Origin of the sequence: Chryseobacterium sp. HR92 (assembly GCF_045689405.1) — a bacterium.
Classification (GTDB): domain Bacteria; phylum Bacteroidota; class Bacteroidia; order Flavobacteriales; family Weeksellaceae; genus Chryseobacterium; species Chryseobacterium viscerum_A.
Map to the genome: position 1 here is coordinate 165,339 of NZ_CP139139.1, position 25,088 is coordinate 190,426.

The 25,088-nt window shown below is 36.0% G+C and carries 19 protein-coding genes and 2 tRNA genes; 9 read left to right on the top strand and 12 right to left on the bottom strand.

Features of this window, described 5'->3' with window-relative positions:
- Nucleotides 1-96 precede the first annotated feature (96 nt).
- Nucleotides 97-984, bottom strand: a complete 888-nt coding sequence (locus SFA27_RS00780; RefSeq protein WP_407295493.1) for a metalloprotease — start codon at nucleotides 982-984, stop codon at nucleotides 97-99.
- A gap of 184 nt (nucleotides 985-1,168) precedes the next feature.
- Here SFA27_RS00780 and rplU point away from each other — a divergent pair, with 184 nt between their 5' ends.
- The 3 genes from rplU to SFA27_RS00795 all read left to right on the top strand — a co-directional run bounded on the left by rplU (nucleotide 1,169) and on the right by SFA27_RS00795 (nucleotide 2,381).
- Entirely contained in the window at nucleotides 1,169-1,747 is a 579-nt protein-coding gene (rplU, locus tag SFA27_RS00785; RefSeq protein ID WP_081995486.1) for a 50S ribosomal protein L21, read from the top strand.
- A gap of 12 nt (nucleotides 1,748-1,759) precedes the next feature.
- Complete coding sequence (gene rpmA, locus SFA27_RS00790) at nucleotides 1,760-2,017, top strand: 50S ribosomal protein L27 (protein WP_027372929.1); 258 nt, start codon at nucleotides 1,760-1,762, stop codon at nucleotides 2,015-2,017.
- A 190-nt stretch (nucleotides 2,018-2,207) separates the two neighbouring features.
- Entirely contained in the window at nucleotides 2,208-2,381 is a 174-nt protein-coding gene (locus SFA27_RS00795; RefSeq protein WP_156118420.1) for a bacteriocin-like protein, read from the top strand.
- 87 nt (nucleotides 2,382-2,468) lie between these two features.
- Here the strand turns inward: SFA27_RS00795 and SFA27_RS00800 are convergent, their stop codons facing one another.
- From SFA27_RS00800 to SFA27_RS00835, 8 genes are all read right to left on the bottom strand, one after another.
- The gene (locus SFA27_RS00800; RefSeq protein WP_407295497.1) at nucleotides 2,469-4,904 is read right to left on the bottom strand and encodes a DUF5686 family protein; all 2,436 of its coding nucleotides are present in this window, start codon (nucleotides 4,902-4,904) and stop codon (nucleotides 2,469-2,471) included.
- A 396-nt stretch (nucleotides 4,905-5,300) separates the two neighbouring features.
- Nucleotides 5,301-6,074: a hypothetical protein gene (locus tag SFA27_RS00805; RefSeq protein ID WP_407295499.1), complete on the bottom strand. Its 774-nt coding sequence runs from the start codon at nucleotides 6,072-6,074 to the stop codon at nucleotides 5,301-5,303.
- A 385-nt stretch (nucleotides 6,075-6,459) separates the two neighbouring features.
- Nucleotides 6,460-8,004 carry a helix-turn-helix domain-containing protein gene (locus SFA27_RS00810; protein ID WP_407295502.1) on the bottom strand — a complete coding sequence of 515 codons (1,545 nt, stop codon included), beginning with the start codon at nucleotides 8,002-8,004 and terminating at the stop codon, nucleotides 6,460-6,462.
- A 214-nt stretch (nucleotides 8,005-8,218) separates the two neighbouring features.
- Nucleotides 8,219-8,292 (bottom strand) — tRNA-Asn (locus SFA27_RS00815).
- Between the two features lie 348 nt (nucleotides 8,293-8,640).
- The gene (locus SFA27_RS00820) at nucleotides 8,641-11,823 is read right to left on the bottom strand and encodes a S41 family peptidase (RefSeq protein WP_407295504.1); all 3,183 of its coding nucleotides are present in this window, start codon (nucleotides 11,821-11,823) and stop codon (nucleotides 8,641-8,643) included.
- Between the two features lie 535 nt (nucleotides 11,824-12,358).
- A tRNA-Asn gene (locus SFA27_RS00825) sits at nucleotides 12,359-12,432 on the bottom strand.
- Between the two features lie 80 nt (nucleotides 12,433-12,512).
- Entirely contained in the window at nucleotides 12,513-14,003 is a 1,491-nt protein-coding gene (gene rseP, locus SFA27_RS00830; protein ID WP_407295507.1) for an RIP metalloprotease RseP, read from the bottom strand.
- 106 nt (nucleotides 14,004-14,109) lie between these two features.
- The gene (locus SFA27_RS00835; protein ID WP_047377248.1) at nucleotides 14,110-14,550 is read right to left on the bottom strand and encodes a DUF6646 family protein; all 441 of its coding nucleotides are present in this window, start codon (nucleotides 14,548-14,550) and stop codon (nucleotides 14,110-14,112) included.
- Nucleotides 14,551-14,770: 220 nt separating this feature from the next.
- On the opposite strand from SFA27_RS00835, the gene SFA27_RS00840 reads away from it, so the two are divergent.
- Nucleotides 14,771-15,523: a nitrilase-related carbon-nitrogen hydrolase gene (locus SFA27_RS00840; protein ID WP_407295510.1), complete on the top strand. Its 753-nt coding sequence runs from the start codon at nucleotides 14,771-14,773 to the stop codon at nucleotides 15,521-15,523.
- Between the two features lie 130 nt (nucleotides 15,524-15,653).
- Here the strand turns inward: SFA27_RS00840 and SFA27_RS00845 are convergent, their stop codons facing one another.
- From SFA27_RS00845 to SFA27_RS00855, 3 genes are read right to left on the bottom strand one after another with little or no spacing between them, the layout of a single operon-like run.
- Nucleotides 15,654-15,953, bottom strand: coding sequence for a thioredoxin family protein (locus SFA27_RS00845; protein WP_047377250.1), 300 nt, complete (start codon nucleotides 15,951-15,953; stop codon nucleotides 15,654-15,656).
- Nucleotides 15,954-15,965: 12 nt separating this feature from the next.
- Nucleotides 15,966-16,343: a rhodanese-like domain-containing protein gene (locus SFA27_RS00850; RefSeq protein ID WP_052184708.1), complete on the bottom strand. Its 378-nt coding sequence runs from the start codon at nucleotides 16,341-16,343 to the stop codon at nucleotides 15,966-15,968.
- 4 nt (nucleotides 16,344-16,347) lie between these two features.
- The gene (locus SFA27_RS00855) at nucleotides 16,348-17,757 is read right to left on the bottom strand and encodes a rhodanese-like domain-containing protein (protein ID WP_047377252.1); all 1,410 of its coding nucleotides are present in this window, start codon (nucleotides 17,755-17,757) and stop codon (nucleotides 16,348-16,350) included.
- Between the two features lie 345 nt (nucleotides 17,758-18,102).
- Here SFA27_RS00855 and SFA27_RS00860 point away from each other — a divergent pair, with 345 nt between their 5' ends.
- The 5 genes from SFA27_RS00860 to SFA27_RS00880 all read left to right on the top strand — a co-directional run bounded on the left by SFA27_RS00860 (nucleotide 18,103) and on the right by SFA27_RS00880 (nucleotide 25,086).
- On the top strand, nucleotides 18,103-19,629 hold the full coding sequence (locus SFA27_RS00860) for a helicase HerA-like domain-containing protein (RefSeq protein WP_047377253.1): 1,527 nt from the start codon (nucleotides 18,103-18,105) through the stop codon (nucleotides 19,627-19,629).
- A gap of 151 nt (nucleotides 19,630-19,780) precedes the next feature.
- Nucleotides 19,781-21,004 carry a PolC-type DNA polymerase III gene (locus tag SFA27_RS00865; RefSeq protein ID WP_407295513.1) on the top strand — a complete coding sequence of 408 codons (1,224 nt, stop codon included), beginning with the start codon at nucleotides 19,781-19,783 and terminating at the stop codon, nucleotides 21,002-21,004.
- 260 nt (nucleotides 21,005-21,264) lie between these two features.
- Nucleotides 21,265-22,467 (top strand): diaminopimelate decarboxylase, encoded by a 1,203-nt coding sequence (gene lysA / locus SFA27_RS00870; protein ID WP_175627301.1) that lies wholly within the window; start codon nucleotides 21,265-21,267, stop codon nucleotides 22,465-22,467.
- Between the two features lie 271 nt (nucleotides 22,468-22,738).
- Nucleotides 22,739-24,472: a pyruvate oxidase gene (locus SFA27_RS00875; protein WP_047377256.1), complete on the top strand. Its 1,734-nt coding sequence runs from the start codon at nucleotides 22,739-22,741 to the stop codon at nucleotides 24,470-24,472.
- 131 nt (nucleotides 24,473-24,603) lie between these two features.
- A complete protein-coding gene (locus SFA27_RS00880; RefSeq protein WP_407295516.1) occupies nucleotides 24,604-25,086 on the top strand; it encodes a hypothetical protein in 483 nt (160 codons plus the stop codon).
- Nucleotides 25,087-25,088: the final 2 nt, after the last annotated feature.

Sequence of the window (25,088 nt, forward strand, 5' to 3'; positions counted from 1 at the left end):
TTGATTTTATAGAACATAAAAACTTTAAAAACAAAAAAGGGGCGGAACATACTGCCCGCCTCCTTTCTTAAATATGCTAAAAATGAATGTTCTTGTTTATTGAAGATGTTTAAATTCTTCTGCGGAAATTTCTCCTGACTGAATTTTTCTCAGTTCATCTATGTATTGACTCATGTAGGCGTCAATTTCAGGATTTACTGTGTTTTTAGCCATCTTGTAAGTTCCGTTTAATACTCCCTGATAATAATAGAAGAAATTATAATCGAAATTGGAAGCGTTAAGGTCATACTGCCCCAAAAGGAATCCTAAACGCACTGCTGATCTTCTCTGTGCAGGTGTTCCGTGATGTCCGGGATTGGTAGTCTGATAATCTCCGATACTTTGGGCAAACTCATAAGCTGCTGCAATTTCCGGGAAGCTTGTTTTATTGTATCCGTTAGGTCTTCTCAAATAGTATCCTGCAAAACCGTCAGCTTCAAGCTCGTTAGGTCTGGCTGTGTTTTCGTTTACAGATGGAAGTCCAAAGATATACTGCAGCTGATGTCCATATTCGTGAGCAAGGATCATTGCATTCACAATATCGCCTCCTTTTGATTTCGCATCATAATAGATAGCGTATCCATAATAGATTTTTCCGGTAGAATAGGAAATTGCATTGTACGTTGAATTGTAATTGGATGGATCATTTACAAATCTCAGAGTAGGATTGCTTCTTCCCCACATACTTGCAATTTTAGTCATCTGACCGTTCATAAAGTTGGTGTCTGTGGAATTTTGAAGTCCGGTCAATAAAACTGAATTAGAGCTCCAGTTGTTATCTACATAAGAGCAGATTTTTTCAAGATCTCCTGGCTGATCAATTTTTGCACTAAGTGCTTCTGGCTGAGGTTGAACATTGTTGTCCATTTGGTCATCACTACATGCTGTCAATGAAGTTACAGCAATGGCGCCTGCTAGTAAGCAGAGATTAAAGTTTCTTTTCATATATAAATTCAATTTGGTAAAACGAAGGTATGAAATTATCTCTTAAGTGTGAGTACATTATTAAAAAAAATTATTCAAAATATAGTGAATAGGATTTTAATTAAAAAAACATTGCTTTGATTGTAAGCTAATTAGAAATTTATATGTATATTTGCACCTCGAAATAACTAAAAATTTATAAACAATGTTTGCAATTGTAGAAATAGCAGGGCTTCAATACAAAGTTGAGCAAGACCAGAAGTTGTTTGTAAACCGTTTAAAAGGAGATAAAGGAGGAAAAGTTTCTTTCGATAAAGTTCTTCTTACTGTAAACGGTGCAATCACTGTAGGCGCCCCAGCTGTAAACGGAATCACTGTGGAAGCAGAGATCCTTGACCACGTAAAAGCTGATAAAGTAATCGTTTTCAAAAAGAAAAGAAGAAAAGGTTACAAAGTGAAAAACGGTCACAGACAATCTTTAACTCAAATCGTAATCACTGGTATTACTGGTTTTGAAGGTGGAGCTAAAAAAGCTGCTGCTAAAAAAGAAACTGTGAAAGGTGAAGTTCTTTCAGACAACGCAACTGTTAACTTTAGTGAAGATCACGAGTTGAACTATCACTTAAAGAAAAACAACTTGTCTCAGTCTAAAGAGAACAGAGAAACTTTAATTACTTTAGGTAAAGCAGTTAAAGTGGAATTAGAAAAGAATATTCTTACTCATGAAGAAGTAGATGCTGCTATCATTAAGAATATCGATCAATTTAAAGCACTTAATAAATAATCCAGTAATAAAATGGCACACAAGAAAGGAGTCGGTAGTTCCAAGAACGGTAGAGAGTCTCACTCTAAAAGATTAGGTGTGAAGATTTTCGGAGGACAAGCAGCTATTGCCGGAAATATTATTGTTAGACAAAGAGGTACTCAGCACCACCCAGGTGATAACGTGGGAATCGGTAAAGATCACACTTTGTTTGCATTAGTAGATGGTAAAGTAGTTTTCAGAAAGAAAGCAAACAACAGATCTTTCGTATCTGTAGAGCCAAACGCATAATTTTGTAAGCGTTTTATAAAAATTAAAACCTCAGCATTTGCTGAGGTTTTTTTTTATTCAGTTATTGTCCGTTCTTTATAGTATTCATTTCTTTGTGAAATATTTATATATTTGTCCGTAATTAAATAAAAAATCATTGCGGAAGCCGAAAAGCAGAGAGAGTAGGCAACAAATAAAACTAAATATAATCATGAAAAATTTGAAAAAATTAACGAAGGAAAACCTTAAAGAAATCAATGGAGGAGCGGCTTTAGCATTATGTCCACCAAAACCCATTACATCATGTGATATCTGGTGCGGAATGACAAAGGAGCAGAAAATGCGTTGCCTGCTTGATGTAGAAGAGCCATGTGAGTGCTTTTAATTATCATCTTTGACTTTTTTATAAAACTAAAATAAAAGATCGGCGGCTTCAAAGAAGCCGCCGATCCTGTTTTATATTATATTTTGTCTAGAATCCTACCTGGAATCCTGCTTTAACCCCAAATTTTGAAATATCCGGTCTGTCAAGATAGTTTCCCCTCCAGTTGAAATCTACTCTGAAGATTCTAAGGTTCCCGATTCCTATATTTTCAATCCCGAATCCGTATTCATAATAAATATGTTCACTTGGCGCGGAATATTTAAAACCTTCTACGTTGATTGCCTTGGAAGCATCACTTAACGTTCCGTAAGCTCCTCTGATGAATGCAACTTCTCTGAGTTTCAGTTTTTTAATCAAAGGAATGTAAGAAAGGATTTTGCCGTTAAAATGGTGTTCCAGTTGAAGTGTAGTATAAGCATCCGTAACAAACTCATAATAGTTAAGCTGAGAGAATGTATTAGGTACCAAACCATAGGACAGGTTGGCCGGAATGATGTTCTGCAATGCCAATGGAACAGTGTTGAAATTCTTTCCTGCCTCAAAATTCACAACCAATTTACCCATGCTTCCAATTAAAAATGGTTTATAAAGCATGAATTGAAGCTTATCATAATTGAAGTCAGCATTAAATAACCCTTCAATACCTCTGGTATATCTTAAAACAATGGTTGGTGCAAGGTTTCTGGCCTGGTAACGGTCAATTCCGGTTTGTGAGAACTTAGCTCCCGGTTTTGCAATTAAGCTGATGGTAACGTGAGAATCATTAACTGTTTGTCTCAGCTGCCCATCTTTGTGATACATAAGGTTGAATTTCTCGGGAATGGCAGATTTAATGCTCTGCATCACTCCATCCACTCTTATCTGGAAGTTTTTCCAGGGTTCAATAGCTGCAAAAACACTTGTTTTGTTTACAGAGCTTAAAGAAATGTTCTCTCCTCTTGCAAAAAAGGTGCTGGAAGATGAAGATTGTGGGGTAACACCATCACCGGATGTAAGCTGCCCCCCAAGCTGAACAATATCTCTGCTGGTTCCTGCTCCAATCATAAAACGGTTGAGCTTATTGAACATATATCTTGCTTCCACGCCATATTTAAACTGCTGATCTTTGAACCCATAAGCTGTATAAAACTGAGCTCTCCAGGTATCATTCAAGCCGAAATAGGTTCTTGCTCCTAATCTTATTCTGTCTCCTTCCACTTCATTTCTTCCATAAATAGAGAAAATAGGACCGATATCTATTCCTTTAAAGGCATTGTAATACCTTGAACCAAGGGTCTCAAACAGTTTTACCATTCGGTTGAATTTTGGGGTCTGCTGAAGCTGATCAAGCATGTTGTAAACGCCCTGTTCTGCTTTTGATAAAGTGTCAGGTCTGGCTTTAGTCCAATATGCATCGTCTTTATTGGTGAACTTGTCTTCATATTCCTCTTCCGTACGTTTGAATACTTTTGGATCAAGAGGCTTATTAAACTGATATTCGGAATAATCTACCGATCTTTTGGCTATAATACTTTTAGCACCTTTCTTTTTTGAAAAAGGGCTCATTTCAAATTCTGTAATCAGTTTTTTAGGAAGAAAAGTTGTTTCATCAGGATTGTCGTACTCCACCTGAGTATAGACACTGTTGACGAAATTTACATTGATTTTCTGGGTTGACTTTAATGTTGCCCCTAAAACGGCATAGGTATCCGTATCTATATAAAGGTTTCCCTGAAAGGCAAGGATATCTTTTCTCTTGGGCTGATATCTGATCTGAAAGGCTTTCTCACCACGAATAGTAATGGTATCCATAAGACTATAGTCGTAAGTGCTGAATCCATCTGTTCCCACAGGGCTTTGGAATCCGATATCAAAATAATTTAAGGTATTGTCGTAGATGTTGATATCCCGATAGAGATTTTTAGCTGAAACAGTAATCACCTGGTTGTCCTGAAAACCTGATGTTTTTTGAGCAACTAATGTTCTTTTGCTGTCCTTATCTGGCCTGTTTTTACCAAAATTTTCATATACTGCTTCATTCAAAAAGATGGGAAGACCCAGTCTTCCACTTGCTGTAGAATCAGCATAATCGAAAATGAAATCCAGTTTATTGAAAATCTTTTTCTTCATGAAGGCACTATCCAGATTGTTGAGGTCAAATTGGGTTTTTTCGTATTCTTTATACGAGTAGGTATCAAATTTTTCTAACCCATTATTTCTTTTTTGTGCCCATACTTTTTGCATGATAGCGTAAGCAGGGTTTTCTTTTTTATTCTTGTATTTAGTTTTGCCGCTTTGAAGGACAATTTCCTGGATGTCACTTACTTTAGCCTGTGAAAGTTGTACGAAAATATTTTCGGCATTTTCAGGGGTAATATCAAGCGTTTCTGTAGTATAACTTTTTCTGGAAAATTTTAGCTGATGGATAATACTGTCTGACTGAACGATGAAGCTGCCTGAAGTTGTCGTCAGGGAAGGTGTTTTGCTATTGTTGATAAAAATATCAACCTTAGTGAGCTCTTTATTGTTTTTTTCGTCAACCACCCTGCCGCTGGCCCGGTTTTGAGCGCATAAGGAACTGGAGAGGATCAGGAAAAAAAATAAAAGATAGTGTTTTTTGGAGTTATTGTTTAACATCATTCGTTTCTTCAGGCAATTAGCATAAACAAAAAGTATGCAGTTTATTAAAAAAAATAGGTAAAAAAATAAAATATTTTTAGTATCCCCTATAAAACGGCAAATGTAGGGAAAATTATATATGTGATTATTAAAATTAAACGAGAAATTTTAATGCTTAAAGGATAATAATCAGGGTATTAATAGAATGTGAAGAGATGCGATGTTACCAAGCCGACGGTTGTTATTTTGGTTTAAAATATATACAAAAAAAGACCTACATTTCTGTAAGTCTTTTGCCTGTGTTGTAGGCTAGGGGTTGTATTAATAATTTGTTAGCTGAATCATCATGCTCACATTTTGTGCTGTGCCTGAGTTTTCTTCGACATAAACTTTGAAAGAATTAGGAGTAATGTCGTGAATTACAGGTTGATACCAGTCATTGTCTCTGTTGTATTGTGAATAGTTATTTCCTGACACATTAGATAATATAGTAACCGTGATATTCTGAGGTCCGGATAAATTCAAATTGTGGGTTACCAATAAGTCATCACCTCCTGTAACATCCGTTTTAGATGATGAAACAATAAACCCTGTGGTAGGTAAATTAACAGTACCTGTAAAACCATTAATATCTCCATAATTGATTGAACCATAAAATGAAGAGTAGGTTTGTATAGAAGTGGACATTCTATCCCATTTTGTTCCATCATTAATATATAAGCCTGGTGAAACATTGTTGGGTTGCGTTCCGGATGTCGCTGTATTATAAACTACCATACCCTGGACATGAGAAGATAAAGGCAAAGCAAGATTGGCTGCAGCAAGCTCTAGTCTGGGAGGTAATAATCCTTTATCTGCAGAAGAGATATCCAATATAGATGAGCTGTTAGGAACTGTAGTTCCTATTCCTACACTTCCGGTAGCAGTTACAACAAAATCATTAGCTTGTTGGGCAGTTGTTGGTAAACCTGTTGTAGCATTATCTTTGCCTCCATCTACATTAAAGATACCCTGAGGATTAGGAGTATTAATCCCTACCTGAGAATGAAAAATTTTCGAAAGAATAATAAATACAATGTAAAAGCTCTTTTTCATGTCGTAAATGTTTTTGAATTAAAGGAGATATTATTCGGCTATAAAGCCTTTTTATAAGCAATCGGGAAAATTTTGAATTGCTAATTAAATATGTGTTTTTGTGTTTTCCATCAATTTGTTTTTAGAATCGCTATCGTTGGATATACAGAAATGCAGGAACGGGGAAAAACTGCGAAATAAAAAATTGTAAACTTCATCATCATAGAATGTATTATGGAACATGAAGAAATTTTCTTCTCATATGTGGAGGGAAATTACATGTGATTGTTCCGTGATTTATATTTGCAAATTTAGGAACAGAAGGATAGCAGAACAAGGAAAAGCCTGTTACTATTCAGAAAAGTAACAAGTATTAAGCGTAGTTAAGATATTGATTTATAGTGTTTTATTTGTTTTTCTTGCTTAGCTGCAAAATGAACTCAGATGGAGACAATTTTATCTCTTTTTTAAACATTTGAGCAAAACGGCTGTGTGATGAATAGCCGGAAACCTCTGCAAGATAATCTATTTTGTAGTTAAGATATTCCGGATGATTAATCATTTTCTGGATGACAAATTTGATCCTTACATGATTTAGATAATCATTAAAATTCATTCCTCTGTACTCTTGCAAAATGTAACTGATATATTTTGTATTTGTTTTAAACAAAGAAGCCATATTTGAAATGGTAAGATTCTTTGTGGTAAACTCGTTTTTCTTTTCAAAAGTGTCAAGTCTTTGAAGCAGTTCTTCAATCTTTTTTTCCGGTAACTGAGTTTTTTTACCGGCTGTATTATCTTCTTTCTTTTGAGAGGGTTTAGATTCAAGCAATTTTCCATTTTGAAAATCCTGTATAATATTTTCAAAGTGAATTTTGATTTTCTTTTTTTGGTGTTGATGAAAGAAATACAGCAATAAAGAAATGATAGCCAGTATTGCTGAAATAATAATAAAAATAGACGTATTTCTGCTTTCGCCGACAATTTTTCTTTCATTGGTGTGAATGATATCCTGTATGGCCAGCATCTCGGATTGAGTCTTGTCTTTATAGTGTTCTAAAAGCTTATTTTTAATGCTGTCCGATTTTTTTAGGTCATTCTTAAGAAAATAATATTCAGAAAGTCTTGAATCAATCTCAAATTGAAGTGTTTTATCTTCAAACTTACTCGCTAAAACTTTAGATTTGTCTATATAAAATAAGGCTGAGTCTGCATTTTTTAATTTGATTTCATTAGCAGCATATTTAATATAAAAGTAAGACAGATAAAAATTGTTTTCAGAACCTATAATTGAGTTGAATCCTTTGCGGTAATATTTCTTTGACAGCTCATATTGCCCAAGGTTATGGTAATTTACTCCCAGATTAAGCAAAACCGGTATCCGAGTAGCTGCATAATCATTGGATGGGAATTCCTTTTTTAAATTCTCAATAATGTTGAGCGCTTTTAAATTAAAAGTGAGTGCCTTCTCGTAATCCTTCTGTTTTTGGTAAACAGCCGAAATACGCTGATAAATTAATGATTTATTGACGAGGGCTTCCTCTTTATTCAAATGATTAGCTAATTGTTCAGCTTTAGAAAGATAATCAATGCTCTTATTGTACAATCCTAAATTACTGTATAAAGAACCTAATACAGCTGTTGTTCTGGGCTTTAATAAAATAAGACTTTTTTTCTGAGCTATAGAATCTGCTCTTAAAGCTACTTTTAAAGCCTTGTTCCAGTTGTTCTGCATTTCATAGCCCTGAATGGTTACAAATGACGAACTGACCTGCTGCCAATTATCTGAAGATGCTTTATACAGAGAGTCACCAATACGGATGATTTGCTCTGAAGATCGCTTTTTTTCGTTTTTTTTGACTGTTTGACAAAATGTATCAAAGGAAGCGTTTTTTTCTTTCAGACTATTCTGAGGAAAAGCAAAAACAATTATTACTGTACATAACAACATGAAAGAACGTGTTCTTATCGAATTATTGATCATATCAGTTTAAATTGTTATTGAATTTTAAATAATGCTCAAATTTAGTTATAAATTTAAATAGTATTAATATTTTTATTAAATGTATTATCGTTTTTAAATAAATGAAGCAACAATTTTGACTAAAATGAAAACCGGAGTAAACAGAAAATAAAAAAGACTTACATTTCTGTAAGTCTTTTTGCTCCTCCTGCTGGGCTCGAACCAGCGACCCTCTGATTAACAGTCAGATGCTCTAACCAACTGAGCTAAGGAGGAATGTCCTTTGTTTTAAGTGGTGCAAATATAATAGGAATATTAATATCAGTCAAGTTTTCTCCATTATTCAAAGTGATTTTTAACTAAATGTATTGAAATTCAATAAGAAATATTTTGATTATTTTTTGTTGAATTCTAAATATCTTCAAAGAAATACAAGAAATAGCATGATGAAGCTTGTATAAAACCTCTGTCAATAGATCATTTTTATCTTGCACCCCTTTATTTAGGCCAAAACCAGAAGTTTATCAAAATAATTAATCAGAGGATTATATGGTTCAGCAAAAAAAGGTATAAAAAAAGACCTACATTATTGTAAGCCTTTCTAATTTATTGTGATTCTGAACTTTACCTCTTTAAATCTTTAAGTATTTCCTGAACAGCCCGCTCCAGCTGAGGATCATTGTCTTGAAGACGGTCCATAAAGGTGTTTTTAACATAAATGTCAGGTTTCACACCTGTTTTTTCAAGATTTTGCCCATCTAGAGTATACGTTCCCCATGAAGGTAATCTATAAGAAGATCCGTCTACCAAACCTTTGGCTGAAGTGAAAATAATCCAGCGATAGGTATCCTGGCCAATAATTTTACCCAGTTTCAGTGCTTTAAATCCGGCAGCAGTCATCTCTGCATCACTTAGTGAAGCTTCATTAATCAGAAGAACAATAGGTTTTCCGGAAGGAGCAAAGTTAGGCTGTGTTGTCATTTTTCCTTCACGATATTTCCATTGTAAATAAGGCTTCTGAGAAAGGAAATTTAATACCTTATCATGAACATTTCCACCTGTATTGTAACGCAGATCAAGAATTACAGCGTCTTTTCTGTTTTCCTGTTCTACCATATCCAGTAGGAAGCGGTCCAGTTCATCAGTTGACATATTTTTCATGCATGAATAAGCGATACGGTTGTTACTAAGCTTATCAACACGCTGATGATTGTTGTAGATCCAATCATCATAAAGCAATCCTTTTAATTCTCCGTTTGAAATAGGGTGTACTTTGGTGGTTACATTTTTACCATCACGATCGAACGTAAGAACAAGTTCATCCTGTTTTTTGGGGCTTGTAAAATACGTTTCAATATTTTCGTTTAGATCAATTTTTTTTCCGTTTACAGAAATCAATTGATCTCCAGATTTAATATCAACTCCGGAACGGAAGGCCGGAGATTTTCTTACAATACTTTCTACGGTGTAAGGCTGATCTTTTTTGAAAATAATTCCTGTTTCATTGGTAAAATAGTTCAGGTACATTGTTTCTTCTTTTCCGGTAGAAGAAAATCCGGTGTGTGAAGAATTAAGCTCGCCTAAAAGATCATTTAATAAAATTCTCAGGTCATTTCTGTTGTGTACATACGGAAGATATTTGGCATACTGTTCCTTTTTTGCCTTCCAGTCAATCCCATGGAACTTTTCATCATAGAAGTTTTCTTCCACACCAGTCCATGCTTCAGCAAACATCTGAGTGAATTCTGATGCCAGGTCTTTATCAAAACTATATTGAATATTTATTTTCTCAGGTTTTAATGCTGCAACAGTTGTTTTATAAATATTACCATCTATCAGTGCAAATAGGGTTTTCTCATTTTTAGTAAGGTAATAAGCTGCTTTATCGAAAACTTTTTCGGATTTGGCAGGCTCAAAATCTGTGAATACCTTTTTGTACAGCTGTCTTTTTCCATTGTCCTGATTAGAGTTGAATAATAAAATTTCTTTTTTGTCATCAGAGAAAACGGCTGGATCATCCTGATATCCATATCGGTCGGTGACCAGCTCGATTCTGTCCAGAGTATCTTCAGGATTTACTTTCAGTTCTTTGATTACCGGTTCTTGTTCTTCCTTTTTCTCTTTATCCTTGTCGTCTTCTTTTTTGTCCTTCTTGTCTTTATCTTTCGCTTTATCAGAAGATTTTGTTTCCTTCTTTTCTTCTGTGAAGAGTTTATCGAATTTTTCAGATTTAAAAGGTTCATCAAACCAGTCTAAAGCCATACGGTAAATGTTAGATTTCTGCATACCTAAAGGATAAGACGGATTGGTTCTGTCGCTCGCGAAATAAATATACCTGCCGTTTGGAGACCATACAGGATCTTCCTCTGAAACACCTGTATTGGTAAGATTGAGCGTCTGTCCTTTTTTAATGTTATAGATGAAAATATCCAGTTCAAAGTTTCTTTTTGCAGAGAACAGGACGTATTCATTGTTTGGCGAAAAAGAAGGTCTTGAGTTTTGGAATGCCCAGATTTCGTCTTTTACGATGGTTGTAGACTTAAAACTTTTTAAATCCAGCAATCTTACTTCATCACGGCCGCTTAAGTAAACCGCTTTTGAAAGATCGCTGTTGAGTGTTATATTGCGGTTATTGCGTAAATCTTCCGTTAATTGTTTGATCTGGCCTTTTCCGTCCGCAGGAATAGTAAACCAGTTTTGGTATCCGTTGTAAGTCTGGCTGTAAAGCAGAGTACGGTTGTCTTTCAGCCATTTTACTTCCATGGCACGTTCTTTCCCGTCAGAAACCTGTTGTGCAAATTTTCCTTCAATATCCGAAACAAACAGAACACCACGGCTTATAAAGGCCATTTTCTTACCATCCGGAGATACATCATAATAAGAAATATTATTTTCCACATTGAAGTTTTGTTCTTTTTCCAGCGTTTTGTTGGTATTCAGACTGATGTTCAGGGGTTTTGTGTTTTTTGAAGCGATATCATAAATATAAAGCTGATAATCCTTTTCAAAAATGACTTTGGATCCGTCTGCTGAAACAAAAGGCTTTTTAATAGAAGTATCAAATTGGGTTAAAGAAGTCTTTTTACCATTTTCTAGTTTATAAAGATTATATTCTCCATTATTCTCGTCAGAAATAAAGTAAATAATACCATTTTTATCTACACTTGGGTTGAAATCTTTTCCTTCATAGTTGGTGTATTGTTTGAAAGAATTGCTTTTGGGATTGTATCCTAAAATATCAGGATTATTTTCTCCTTTATAACGCTTACGCTGCACCTGATGGGCGCTTTCTGAAGAACTGGTGAAAAGATATTCTCCCGCCGGTGTTTCTACAAGTCCATTGGTGTTGTTGAAATAATTGTTGAAAAGCTTTTGTGGTGTTTTTCCTTCAATTGTAGTTTTAAAACTGCCAAAATTATTATTTCTGCTGGAAGTAAAGTAAATGGTTTTACTGTCCCATGCCCAGCTTTCCATTTCGTCTCTTCCGGTGTGGAACGTCAACTGCTTGATAGTTCCTCCTTCAGCAGGCATCACATATACATCATAATTTCCATATTGGTTAGAGCTGAATGCAAGCCATTTACCATCCGGCGAAAGACGTGGATTGATTTCTTCTCCGTCCAGGGCTGTAATTCTTGAAGCATTGCCGCCATTGGAACCTGCTTTCCAGATATCGCCGTCATAAGAGAAATAAGCCGTCTTGCCATCCGGGCTCAGTGAGGGACTTGATAAGAAATATGACTTTTCCTGTGCTGAAATCCCGATAATAGAAAATGCTGTTAATAACGAAATAATAGTTTTCTTCATGGTACAATTGGGTATTTATACAATACTATATGTTGGTTTTATTCTTCTTTGTCATTGTAGAGAAGTATTCATTTGCTGAAAATTTCTCAATCTGTATTACTCTGAAAAAGAATAGTCGGATTATTAACAAAATAGTTACAGGAAAAATGCTTTAAATACTGATAAAATTCAATGAAACAGATGAATATTTCATAAAAACTGAAGGTAATTTGAAAATATTTTTTAAAAGTGTAGGTCTTAATAGTGGTAAAACGCAAAGATTATATTCATTCATCTCATTGTTAAGGAGGCTAAGATGGCGAGTCGCTGATAAAGTTGAGTGAACATTCGCATGCTTAGAAAGAATCAACAAAGTTGATTTTCATCTTTGCTCCCTTAAAAATTAAACATCGGATATTAAGCCTTTGCGTTAAATTTAAATTACAGAGGCGAATATATTCTAATCTTCACACTAATCTGTGTGTTATAGGACATTAATGCAAAATTGTTCATAGTAGGGCATAAAAAAAGACCTACATTTCTGTAAGTCTTTTTGCTCCTCCTGCTGGGCTCGAACCAGCGACCCTCTGATTAACAGTCAGATGCTCTAACCAACTGAGCTAAGGAGGAATGTCCTTTGTTTTAAGTGGTGCAAATATAGGACGAATATTTATACCCTACAAATATTTTTAAGAAAAAAATTAAAAAAATTATAATTTCCCAGTAAATACCTTGAAGATGTCGCTTCCGAAGATCAGTAACATCAATCCTAACAGGAAGATAACTCCGATCATCTGTGCATTTTCCAATACTTTCTGAGGGACCGGTTTTCCTACAATAATTTCATATAATGTAAATAAAACGTGTCCGCCATCAAGTCCCGGAATAGGAATAAGATTCAGGAATGCCAACCATACGGAGAACATCGCTGTAAAGCTCCAGAAAGCAATCCAGTTGATCTTAAAGCTTCCGTCTGCATCTTTATCTACAGGCATATTCTTTACAATCGCAATAGGCCCTCCTACATTTTTATATCCCTGAACTTTAGAGTTGAACATGATTTTGAACTGCTTAACCTGAGTAGTTAATGCTTCAATAGTTCTTGTAAATCCTCTTGGAATAGCCTCTCCAAAAGAATATTTTTTATTCGTTACGATAGCTTTTGAAATGCTTTTTGTATCAATTGCTACACCCAGTTTTCCGTTTTTATCAACAGAAACCGCCGGTAATGTCTGTAAAGCTCCGTTTCTTTCAACATCCACGGTAATCGTTTTTCCTTTATTTTCACTTAAAAGAGTGCTTACTTCATCAAAGAATGCGGCTTTCTTACCATTGATTCCTACAATTTTATCTCCTTTTGCAAGACCAGATGCCTGTGAAGAAGGAGTTGCCAATGAATCAATGACCATAGAAACCCTTGGAGTAATGTATAATTTCGCTTCTCGCTGCTTAAGAACATCTGCAACACCGTCAGCATTTACCGGGAAAGTAACTTCCTGGCCGTTTCTGTTTACGGTAACATGATCTCCTAAAAGAATATTGATTGATGTATTTTCAAGTCTCTCCGCAGGTTTTCCGTCTACGCTGATGATTTTGTCACCATTCTGGAACCCCATTTTCTTTCCTGCAGAAGAAGCTTCAATACCATTGTTGAATTTTGTAATATCCGTATACGTTTCTCCATTGAAGAAAGATAAACAGCTGTAGATTAACCACGCAAGGAAAAAGTTAACAGTAACCCCTCCCAACATAATAATAAGTCTCTGCCAAGCTGGTTTCGATCTGAATTCCCATGGTTCTGCCGGTTTTTTCATTTGGGCAGTATCCATACTTTCGTCTACCATTCCGGCAATTTTCACATATCCTCCGAAAGGAAGCCATCCGATTCCGTATTTGGTTTGTTCAGGGTGTTTTCTCCAGTCGTTTTCCGGTAATTTTGATATATCGATAGGAACTTCTTCCTTCTTTCCGTTCACCTCTATTACTTCAGAATCCGGCAGGTTCTTTGATAAAAATTTGTACTGCCATTTTCCGTTGATTTTCTTCATGGAGAATATGGAGAAGTAAGGATCAAAAAACAGGAAAAACTTCTCTGCTCTGGTCTTGAACCATATTGCCGGTAAAAAATGCCCAAGCTCATGAAGAAGCACAAGTATAGAGATGCTCAGAATGAACTGAAAAAGTTTGATTGCTATTTCCATTAATAAATTTTAGATTTTAATTTGCAAAGGTAACAATTATCAAAACTATGCCAAATAAAAAAGCTCCCCGAAACGAGAAGCTTTGTCATATTTAAAGACGATTTGATTATAAATTGAAAGAAACCCCAAGACTGCCATTATTACCTACCTCTGCAAAGACTCCTATTTTCTCTGTGAAGAAATATCTGGCTCCAATATGAGCACCAACTCCGAAGTCTCTTCCGAGTACTCCAAGGTCTACCCCAGGGTAGATATCCCATTTTGAAGGCAGGTTCAGTGCTTCCTGTAAATGGAAGTTCAATCTCCCGAAAACAAAAACACGATTATCCTTATCGTTGTTTTTATAATTGTCAAAATAGCCATTGATTCCGGCTCCCACTGAAATAAGTTTGTTGAGCCCATAGTCATAAGTTCCTGTTACTCCGGTTCCATATCCCCAGGCACTCAGCCCCAGTTGTACTTTCTGATCTCCTTTTCCTGTCCAGGCCTGAGCGTTAGCCATAGCCCCAAAAAAGAAAATCGTCACCATAAAAAACAATTTCTTCATAAATTTTAAATTTTTAAGGATAGTATAAAAAATATCTCTATCAAAAATGAAACCGAAAGAGAGCCCTTATTATAAAAATGAAAGACTTTAATAAATTATTATGAAATATAACCTCATTTTGGAGCGTAAAACTATTTTTTCGGCCGTTTAATTCTTTATTTGTATGATAAAAGCTGTATTTTTATACATCACATTTAGAATAATTTAAAAAGAATAAAAGATGAAAGTTGTAGGGCTTAATTTAGATATCATCTGGAAAAATAAAGCTGAAAATTTTAAACTCATAGAAAAAGAACTTCAGAATGTGGAAGCAGATCTGTTTCTTCTTCCTGAAATGTTTTCAACAGGCTTCTGTATGGATGCTTCTGAGGTTTCGGATAGAAATAATGAATCACTGGAGTTTTTGAAAAAGATCTCAAAAGAGAAAAATACAGCATTCTGCGGAAGTGCTCCGGTAGAAGAGAACAGAAATTTTTACAACAGAATGTATTTTGTACAGCCGGACGGGACAACATCTTTTTATGATAAAAGGCATTTGTTTTCCTTTTCCGGAGAAGATAAAGTGTATACACCCGGAAAAGACAGGGTAATCGTTGAGTATAAAGGAATACGCTTTTTGCTTCAGGTTTGTTATGATTTGCGTTTTCCTGTTTTTGCAAGAAATAACGATGACTATGATGCTATTTTGTATGTGGCCAACTGGCCTGAGAAAAGGGTAGGAGCATGGGAACATCTACTGAAAGCCCGGGCTATTGAAAATTTGTCTTTTGTCTTTGGCTTAAACAGAATCGGGATAGATGGAAATGATCTGTTTTATCAGGAAAGCTCCCACTGTTTCTTTGCTGACGGAAAAGAAATTTCTCAGAAACTGGGTAATCTTGTCTCTGCAGAACTGAATATGAATGATTTGAAAGATTTCAGAACCCATTTCCAGTTTTTAAATGACAGAGATTCTTTTTCGATTGAATTTTAGATTTTTCCCACTGATTTCGCAGATCTTCACAGGTTTTTAATTTCTATATAAAGAAAAATAAGGAGAAACATCTGTGAAAATCCGTGCGATCTGTGTGGAGTTATAAAAAAAACTGTGAAAAATCACAGTTTTAAGCATATTCTTGTAAAAGTTGGGTGAGGGTATTCACATCATGCACACCACTTTCCTTCCATAGCATTTCTCCTTTTTTGAAAATCGCCAGTGTAGGTACTCCGCGCACCCCGTATTGAGCTGCCAGTGCGGGATATTGATCTACATCTACCTTTATGATTCTGGCTCCTTCGCCGATATTTTCCTTTACGGTATTTAATACTGAAGATTGTACTTTGCAAGGCTGGCACCATGTTGCAAAAAAATCGATCAGTACAGGCCTGTCGGAATCAATGATTTCCTGAAATTTTTGTGACATATTTTGGTTTTATTAGTTTGCTTTTTTGTTTGTTTCGTCCTGGATAGCTTTTACGTTCTTCCAGCTAGTACCATCATACGCTTCCACTCCGTTTTTCTTCAGAATTTCCATAGCCTGATCTGCCTGAACTCCTTTATTGCAGAATACAACAACTTTTTTACCCTTAAGGCTTTCTATATTGTTTTGAATCTCTGCCAATGGAATGTTGATGGCATTTTTTGCCGTTCCTGCAGCATACTGTTCCGGAATTCTGACATCCACCAATGTTACATCAGAGCTGTTGACAACTTGTGTGATGCTGGCTTTGGGTGTTTCTGCGATATGAGCTGTTTTACAGGCGCTTAGCGTAAAAACTGATGCTAAAACAAGTCCAAAAAACTTATTTTTCATGATCTTACAACGTTTTGGATTGGCATACAAAGTCTGTAGTTGGGAATTTTTCCGTTTTTTTAATGCCGTTGAAACCACCTTCTATTTCAGTGAAATTTCTGATTCCGTGTGAGTTAAGAATACTTGCTGCGATCATGCTTCTATATCCGCCTGCACAGTGAAGGAAGAAGTGTTCCGAATCATCTATTGTGCGGGCCCAGTCACTGATAGTGTCCAGTGGCTTATTGTAAGCATTGTCAATGTGCTCTGCAGAATATTCAGTCAGTTTTCTTACATCAATTACTTTTGCATCTTCTGTAAACTGTTCAGCAAATTCAGCAGGGGTAATTCTTTTGATCTCATCAATTTCCTTACCTGCATTTTTCCAGGCTTCAAAACTTCCTTTCAGATATCCCACTACATTATCAAAACCTACTCTGCTTAATCTGGTAATTACTTCCTCCTCAGTTCCTTCATCTGTTATCAGTAATAAAGGATGCTTTACATCCACGATTAGGTTTCCTACCCAAGGGGCAAAATCACCCTTCAATCCTATATTGATAGAGTTGGGAACAAATCCTTTATGGAAGTCTGCAGCTCCTCTTGTATCCAGAATTAATGCCCCGGTTTCTTCAGCCAGTGCTTCAAAATCTTCCGGTGCTACAGGTTGCAGCCCTTTGTCCATCACAACATCCAGACTTTCATATCCTCCTTTATTTAAAGCCACATTCATTCCGAAATATTTCGGTGGTGCCGTTAAACCATCAAGAACTTCTCTGATAAAAGAGGCTTTATCGGGTTGATTAAGCGCATAATTCGTTTTCTTTTGGTTTCCTAAAATATCTACCGTTTCCTTCTGCATATTTTTTCCGCAAGCAGAACCTGCACCATGAGCAGGATAAACGGTGATGCTGTCATTCAATGGCATGATTTTGTTCTGAAGACTGTCATATAGAATCCCCGCAAGGTCTTCTTGAGTAAGATTAGTTGCTTTTTGCGCAAGATCGGGTCTGCCGACATCTCCTAAAAACAAAGTGTCACCCGTAAAAATTGCTGTTTCAACACCATTCTCATCTATTAAAAGGTAAGTACTGCTTTCCATGGTGTGTCCCGGAGTATGCATTACCTTTATTTTTACTTTTCCGATCTCAAAAATCTGATTGTCTTCAGCGATGATGGCTTCAAATTCAGGAGCAGCAGTAGGTCCGTATACAATCGGAGCACCTGTTTTCTTGCTTAAATCCAAATGCCCTGATACAAAATCTGCATGGAAGTGAGTTTCAAAAATATATTTTAAAATGACATTGTCTTTTTCCAGACGATCCAGATAAGGTTTTACTTCTCTTAAAGGATCTATAATGACTGCTTCATTCTCTGATACAATATAATAGGCACCCTGAGCCAGACAGCCCGTATATATTTGTTCAATTTTCATTGGGGTCTTTTTTTAATGAGTTAAAGATACAAAGTATTAGATAAATTCTAAATGAAATGTTAAATCCCATTGATAGTTTCTTTCAATACTTTGTTAAACATATGTTTAGTATGTGTTGTTTTTTCAGCAAAAAGAATGCCTTAGATAGTATGAATCTGCAAATGCTGTTTTTTATCATGTCCTCTGCAGAAATCATATATTAGTGGAGGATTTAATGCATATGGTTTAAAATTTGTTTATGCAGATACAAATTTATTTTTTGAAGAAATAAAGATAAGTTCATTAGAAAATATCTTTAAATATTCTTCAAAAATTCTATATTTATAAGTTTAAAAAAGCGATCAAATGGCAGACAAAACACAATTTATTGAAGAACTCAACGCTAGATACACTCCAAAAGGAGAGCATATTATATTAGGAAAGGGAATGCTGGATGGTGAAGTGGTTACAGAAGTAAACGTAACCATTCCCCTGAAAACAATTAACCGCCATGGTCTTATTGCCGGAGCTACGGGAACCGGTAAGACGAAAACATTACAGGTGTTTGCAGAACAGCTTTCTCATGCAGGAATTCCCTCTTTGGTTCTTGATATCAAAGGAGATTTCTCAGGGATTGCAGAAGCAGGCCAGATGAATCCTGTTATTGAAGAAAGGTATGCCAAAACACAGCTCCCTTATAATCCACAAAGCTTTCCGGTAGAACTGATGAGTATTTCAGGAGGGGAAGGAGTGAAACTGAGAGCTACCGTTACAGAATTCGGACCTGTTTTACTAAGTAAAATTCTTGAACTTAACGATACTCAGCAAAGTATCATGTCTATTGTTTTCAAATACTGTGATGATAAAGGGCTTCCATTGATTGATCTTAATGATTTGAAGAAAGTACTGCAGTATGTTACAGATAATGCACAAGGAAAAGCTGAGCTTGCAGCCAATTACGGATCCATTGCGCCAGCATCTCTTGGAACAATTTTAAGATCTATTGTGGCTTTGGAGCAGCAGGGAGCGGCAGGATTCTTTGGTGAATTAAGCTTTGATGTTCATGATTTACTGGAAACAAGAGACGGAAAAGGAGTCGTTAATATTTTAAGAGTATCTGACATTCAGAATAAACCGCAGCTTTTCTCTACGTTCATGCTTTCGCTTTTTGCAGAAATTTATATGACGTTTCCTGAAGAAGGGGATAGTGGCAAACCAAAGCTGGTATTATTTATAGATGAAGCTCACCTGATTTTTGATGAAGCGTCTAAAGCTCTTCTCTCACAGATTGAAACAATGGTAAAACTGATCCGCTCCAAAGGAGTGGGGATCTATTTTATTACTCAGATTCCTGGTGATGTCCCTGAAAATGTGCTTTCTCAATTGGGATTGAAGATACAGCATGCCTTAAGAGGGTTTACAGCAAAAGATAAAAAAGAGATTTCCAAAGCCGTTGAAAACTATCCTACCACAGAATATTACAATGCTTCCAGCCTGATCCAGAATTTGGGAATTGGTGAAGCATTTGTTACAGCTCTTGATGAAAAAGGAATACCTACACCATTAGTACATACTTATCTGATCTCTCCGGAATCAAGAATGGATGTTTTGAGTGGATCAGAAATCTCAGATCTGACCTCAAAATCGGCACTTGTTGCAAAATATGAGCAGCCTGTTGACAGAGAATCTGCTTATGAAATGCTAACCAATAGAATGGAACAGGCTGCACAAAATCCAGCACCGACTCAAAAGACAAGACCGGTAAAAGAAGAACCCGGAATGTTTGAGCAGGTATTGCAGAGTAAAGCCGGCCGTACTTTTACCTCTACATTAATGAGAGAAGGAGCAAAAGCTATTCTCGGAATGTTTGGCCTGGGAGGCAGAAGAAGATAATTTTGAAGGATAACCTGCTATATTTTGATATATTTTTTGTTATTTTAGCAGGTTATCTTTACATAACAGTAAAAAATAGAACCGGATTTTATCGGGGAATAAAGCTTCGGTTTTAAATATAAATGACAAAACAGCAGTTAACACACATTCAATGTATTCAATTATAGATATAGAAAGTAATGGTGCAGGTTATAGAAATGAATGCATTATCGATATCGCCATCTACAGATATGATGGTCAGAAAATTACTGACCAGTTTATATCTCTGGTAAACCCTGAAAGTGATATTACTCCTTTTGTGCAGAAACTGACCAGTATTACCCCAAAAATGGTCAAAACTGCTCCAAAATTTCATGAAATTGCCAAAAGAGTTATCGAGATAACTCAAAATACAACATTGGTAGGTCATAATATTGATTTTGATTACAGAATGCTCCGTCAGTCATTCAAAAGGCTTGGGTATGACTTCAAAACCAATACTTTAGATACGATTCCTTTGGCTAAGAAACTGATTCCTGATGAGGTAAGTTATTCGCTGGGAAAACTGGTGAAATCTCTGGGAATTCCTTTAACCAATCACCACAGGGCTGAAGGTGATGCAAGAGCTACATTAGAACTTTTCAAACTTCTGATTTCAAAAGATATCGAAAACGAAATCATTCAGAAACAACATGATGAGTCTAATGCAAAAACCTACATCAACAAGATCAAAGAGCTTACTCAGGACCTTCCGAATGATAAAGGCTTTGTTTATTTTCAGGATGAAGCGGGACGGATTATGTTCTCAGATTATGTTCAGGATATCAACAAATATTCCAAAAAAGTTTTCAATTCCAAATCGAAAAAATGGGAACAGATTCAGAAAGATGTTGAACAGATTAATTTTGAGCTTACCGGAACAGACATTATTGCCAAGCTGATTCTTAATTCCAAGAATATTAAAAAGAAAGAAGTTCTGCCTTTCGGGCTTTATTTTAGAAATAATAAATATGTAGTTGAGAAAAATACACTCAATAAAACCGAAAAACCAGTTTTAAAATTCAGATCATTTACGCAAGGAACAAAAGCCGTTCAGTTTATTGGGACTCAGGAAGAATTTAAAGATTTTTCAGTACTGAAACAGAGAGTTGAATTCAGAAAGAGGAATGAACTATGGCTGGGACAGGGAAGAAAACTGGGAGAGAAATTATTTTTAATCATTGAAAACGGGAAAGTGGTTTCATTTGGTTTTTATGAGCTGTTTACCCAGATTCAGACGTTAAGCAAGCTGGCTAAGTTAAAAATTGACCTTCCGCTATCTTCCACCGATCTGAATAATGAACTGCAGCTGGCACTGCTTCGCAGCGATTTTGAAACCCTGTCTTTGCCGAAATGATATAGGAATTAGTACTTTACAAGTTGATCTGAAAGAAGATGCTTTTCAAATCAATTTTCGTATAATAAAAAATAAATAGTATTTTTGCAAAAAATAAATAGAAGCAATGCAAAATTTTAAACAAATTAAAACTGGAAAAAAGGGAGCTGTAAGGTTCTCTAAGGTTTGGAATATTTAAAAGAGTTGTCTTGCATAAAAAATAATCAATGCGGCAGGCTCTTTTTATAAGAATCTGCCTTTTTTTATGTTAAAATGAAATTATGAATTCAAAAGAATTATTAAAGATTGCCAATGAGTTTGGCACCCCGGTGTATGTTTATGATGCGGAATCCATCAAAGTTCAATACGAAAAACTTACATCTTCTTTTTTAAAACATACAAAGTTCTTCTACGCAGCGAAGGCGTTGACAAACATCAATATCCTTAAGTATGTCAAGAATCTGGGCGCTTCTTTGGATTGTGTATCCATTAATGAAGTAAAACTTGGATTAAAGGCAGGATTTTCAAAAGAAAAGATATTGTTTACTCCCAACTGTGTTGATCTTGCTGAAATAGAAGAAGCAATGACTTTTGGAGTTCATATAAACATTGATAACATTTCTATTCTTGAGCAGTTCGGGAATAAATACGGAAATTCGTATCCTATTTTGGTAAGAATCAATCCACATATTTTTGCTGGAGGAAACTATAAAATTTCAACGGGGCATATCGACAGTAAATTCGGTATTTCTATTCACCAGGTTCGTCACATCGAAAGAGTGATGAAAAGTACAAACCTGAATGTGGAAGGACTTCACATGCATACAGGAAGTGAGATCAAAGACCCGGATGTATTCCTGCAGGCTTTGGAGATCATGCTGGAGCTTTCTGAACATTTCCCGAATCTGAAATATCTGGATATGGGAAGCGGTTTCAAAATCCCTTATCAGGATAGTGAAGAAGAAACTGATGTGAGAACATTAGGTAAAAAAGTAGAAAAAGTAATTTCTGAGTTCTCAAAATCTACAGGAAAAAAATTCGAATTATGGTTTGAACCTGGAAAATTCTTAGTTGGGAAAAGCGGATATTTATTGGTGAAAGCTAATGTGATCAAGCAGACAACAGCTACTGTTTTTGTGGGGGTGAATTCTGGATTCAACCATCTTATCCGTCCAATGTTCTATGATTCTTACCACATGATCGAAAACCTATCCAATCCAAAAGGAGCAGAAAGAATTTATACAGTAGTAGGAAACATCTGCGAAACGGATACCTTCGCCTGGGACAGAAAACTGAATGAGGTAAGAGAAGGAGATATTCTTGCTTTCCACAATGCCGGAGCTTATGGTTTTGAAATGAGTTCAAACTTCAACTCAAGACTAAAACCTGCTGAAGTACTATTCTTAGACGGAAAAGCACATTTGATCCGTAAAAGAGATGAGTTTGAAGATCTACTGAGAAATCAGATCGAAATCGTAATGTAAATCTGAAGCATATTATATAAACAGCCGCCTTTTTGGGTGGCTGTTTTGTTTTAAATCAATTCATTGGCTGTTTGTTGATGTGCTAAACCTCACAGGTTTTCAAAACCTGTGAGGTTTAAATATTAAAAAAATCAAAGTTAAATTACAAAGTTTTAACATTGAGACCGGATGAGAGTTCCAACTTTATTAGCTAAATTTGATAGAGCCAGGGACGCTAGTATTCCTGTCAAGTACTATTTTTCACCAAAACAACCACCAAAACAGAATAATTATGGCCAAAAACATAGCAGAGCAGATTGTTGAAATGCTCGAAAATGCCAATGTGAAAAGAATTTATGCAGTAACCGGCGACAGTCTCAACCATCTGAATATTGCTGTCAAAAAAAGCAGTATCCAGTGGATTCATGTAAGGCACGAAGAAGTAGGAGCTTATGCCGCTGCCGCAGAGGCTGAGCTTGATGGTTTGGCAGTGTGTGCAGGAAGTTGTGGACCGGGTCACGTTCATTTGATCAATGGAGTGTATGAAGCGCACAGATCTCATGTTCCTATGCTGGTGATTGCTTCCACGATTCCCAGTGATGAAATGGGAATGGATTACTTTCAGGAGACCAATACAATAAAACTGTTTGATGACTGCAGTTATTATAATCAGATGATTACCCGCCCGGAGCAGGTACAAAGAACTCTTCAGACTGCCATTCAACATGCAATTTCCAAAAAAGGCGTTGCTGTGATAGGTCTTCCGGGAGATGTTTCCGAACTGGATGCTGAAGAAGGATCTACTTCTACCCAAATCTTTAAAACCAATCCTGTTATAAGACCTTCCGATGATGAACTGAAGCAGCTGGCGACATTAGTAAATGGCAGCAAAAAAATAACTTTATACTGTGGAGTTGGAGCAGGGGAGGCGAGTGCCGAAGTTATAGAATTGTCTAAACTTTTAAAAGCACCCGTAGGGTATTCATTCCGGGGGAAAATGGCCATTCAGCCTAATAATCCTAATGAAGTGGGGCTTACCGGACTGTTGGGATTTCCTTCAGCATATCATGCCATGCACGAAGCAGATCTGGTTCTTCTTTTGGGGACTGATTTTCCGTACCAGAAGTTCATGCCGGTAAAAAATAAAATTGTACAGATAGACGAAAGCCCGGAAAGATTAGGAAGAAGAGCAAAACTTGAATTAGGCCTTGCGGGGGATATCAAAGAAACGATAAAGGCATTGCTTCCTTTACTGGAAGAAAAAACAGATGTTCATTTTCTGAATGAGCAGCTGGCATTTTATGATAAAGTAAAAGAAAATCAGTTGGAGTATGTAAAGGATTTTGGAAAAGAGAATGCTATCCAGCCGGAATATGTGGCCTATACTTTAGACAGGCTTGCTAAAAAAGATGCTATTTTTACTGTTGACACCGGAATGTGCTGTGTATGGGGAGCCCGGTTTATTACAGGAACAGGTGAAAGGAAGATGCTCGGCTCTTTTAATCATGGATCAATGGCCAACGCTATGCCGATGGCAATCGGAGCTGCTTTATCTCATCCCGAAAAACAGGTTATTGCCATGTGTGGAGACGGAGGATTGTCTATGCTATTGGGAGATATGGCAACTATTTTTCAGTATAAATTACCAATAAAACTGATTGTTTTCAACAACAGAACCCTTGGAATGGTTAAGCTGGAAATGGAAGTTGGCGGAATGCCGGATAATGAAACCGATATGATTAATCCGGACTTTGCTATGGTGGCTCATGCAATGGGCTATCCCGGGAAAAATGTACATCTTCCCGAAGAAGTGGAAAGTGCAATCAAAGAATGTTTAGATCATAATGGCCCTTATCTTTTGAATATTTTCACTAATCCCAATGCACTTGCTCTTCCTCCTAAAATTGAATTTGATCAGATCATGGGAATGACAAAATCCATGGCGCAACTTATGCTTGGTGGTAAAATGGATGAGGTTTTTGAAACGGTAAAGACCAATTATAAACACATCAAAGGACTGCTGTAAGAAGAAATAAATAATCGGAAAGTTATCTGAAATTCAGAATCTATATATAAAACTTCATGCTTTGCGTGAAGTTTTTCTTTTTTATAAATGTGCTAAATATTTACCTTTGCTCATTATTATTAAACAAAATTATGAGAACAATACTTTTATTTTTGGCTTTGTGTGCAGTGAATTTTTCATTTGCACAGGATCAGGAAGAACGGGATGATTCTTTCATAAGAGATAGCAATAAAAATATTTTAAAAATAGATATTAAAGAACCTTTTATGCAGATTGCCGTGAAATGTAATGATTTTAAACCGGCTGCTTATGAAGGAGGGGTTGCTGCTTACAAAGATATTCTGAACAAATACATGTATGCCTATCTTAATTCAGATTTCTATGCGCTTACAGGAGACTTTATATTTACTTTGGTACTTGATGCTAAAGGAAAAGTAGTAGATGTGAAAGGAATGCCCAAAGTGCAGAACAGCGAAGTTTTTTTTGATGATATGCAGTATGTAGTAAGAAGAATAAAGAAAAACTGGACGCCAGCGTCTTGTAGCGGACAGCCTGTAGCTTCGCAGATTAAAGTTAAAATGAACTTCTCTTCAATGTCAGCTGATATTGATTAAAT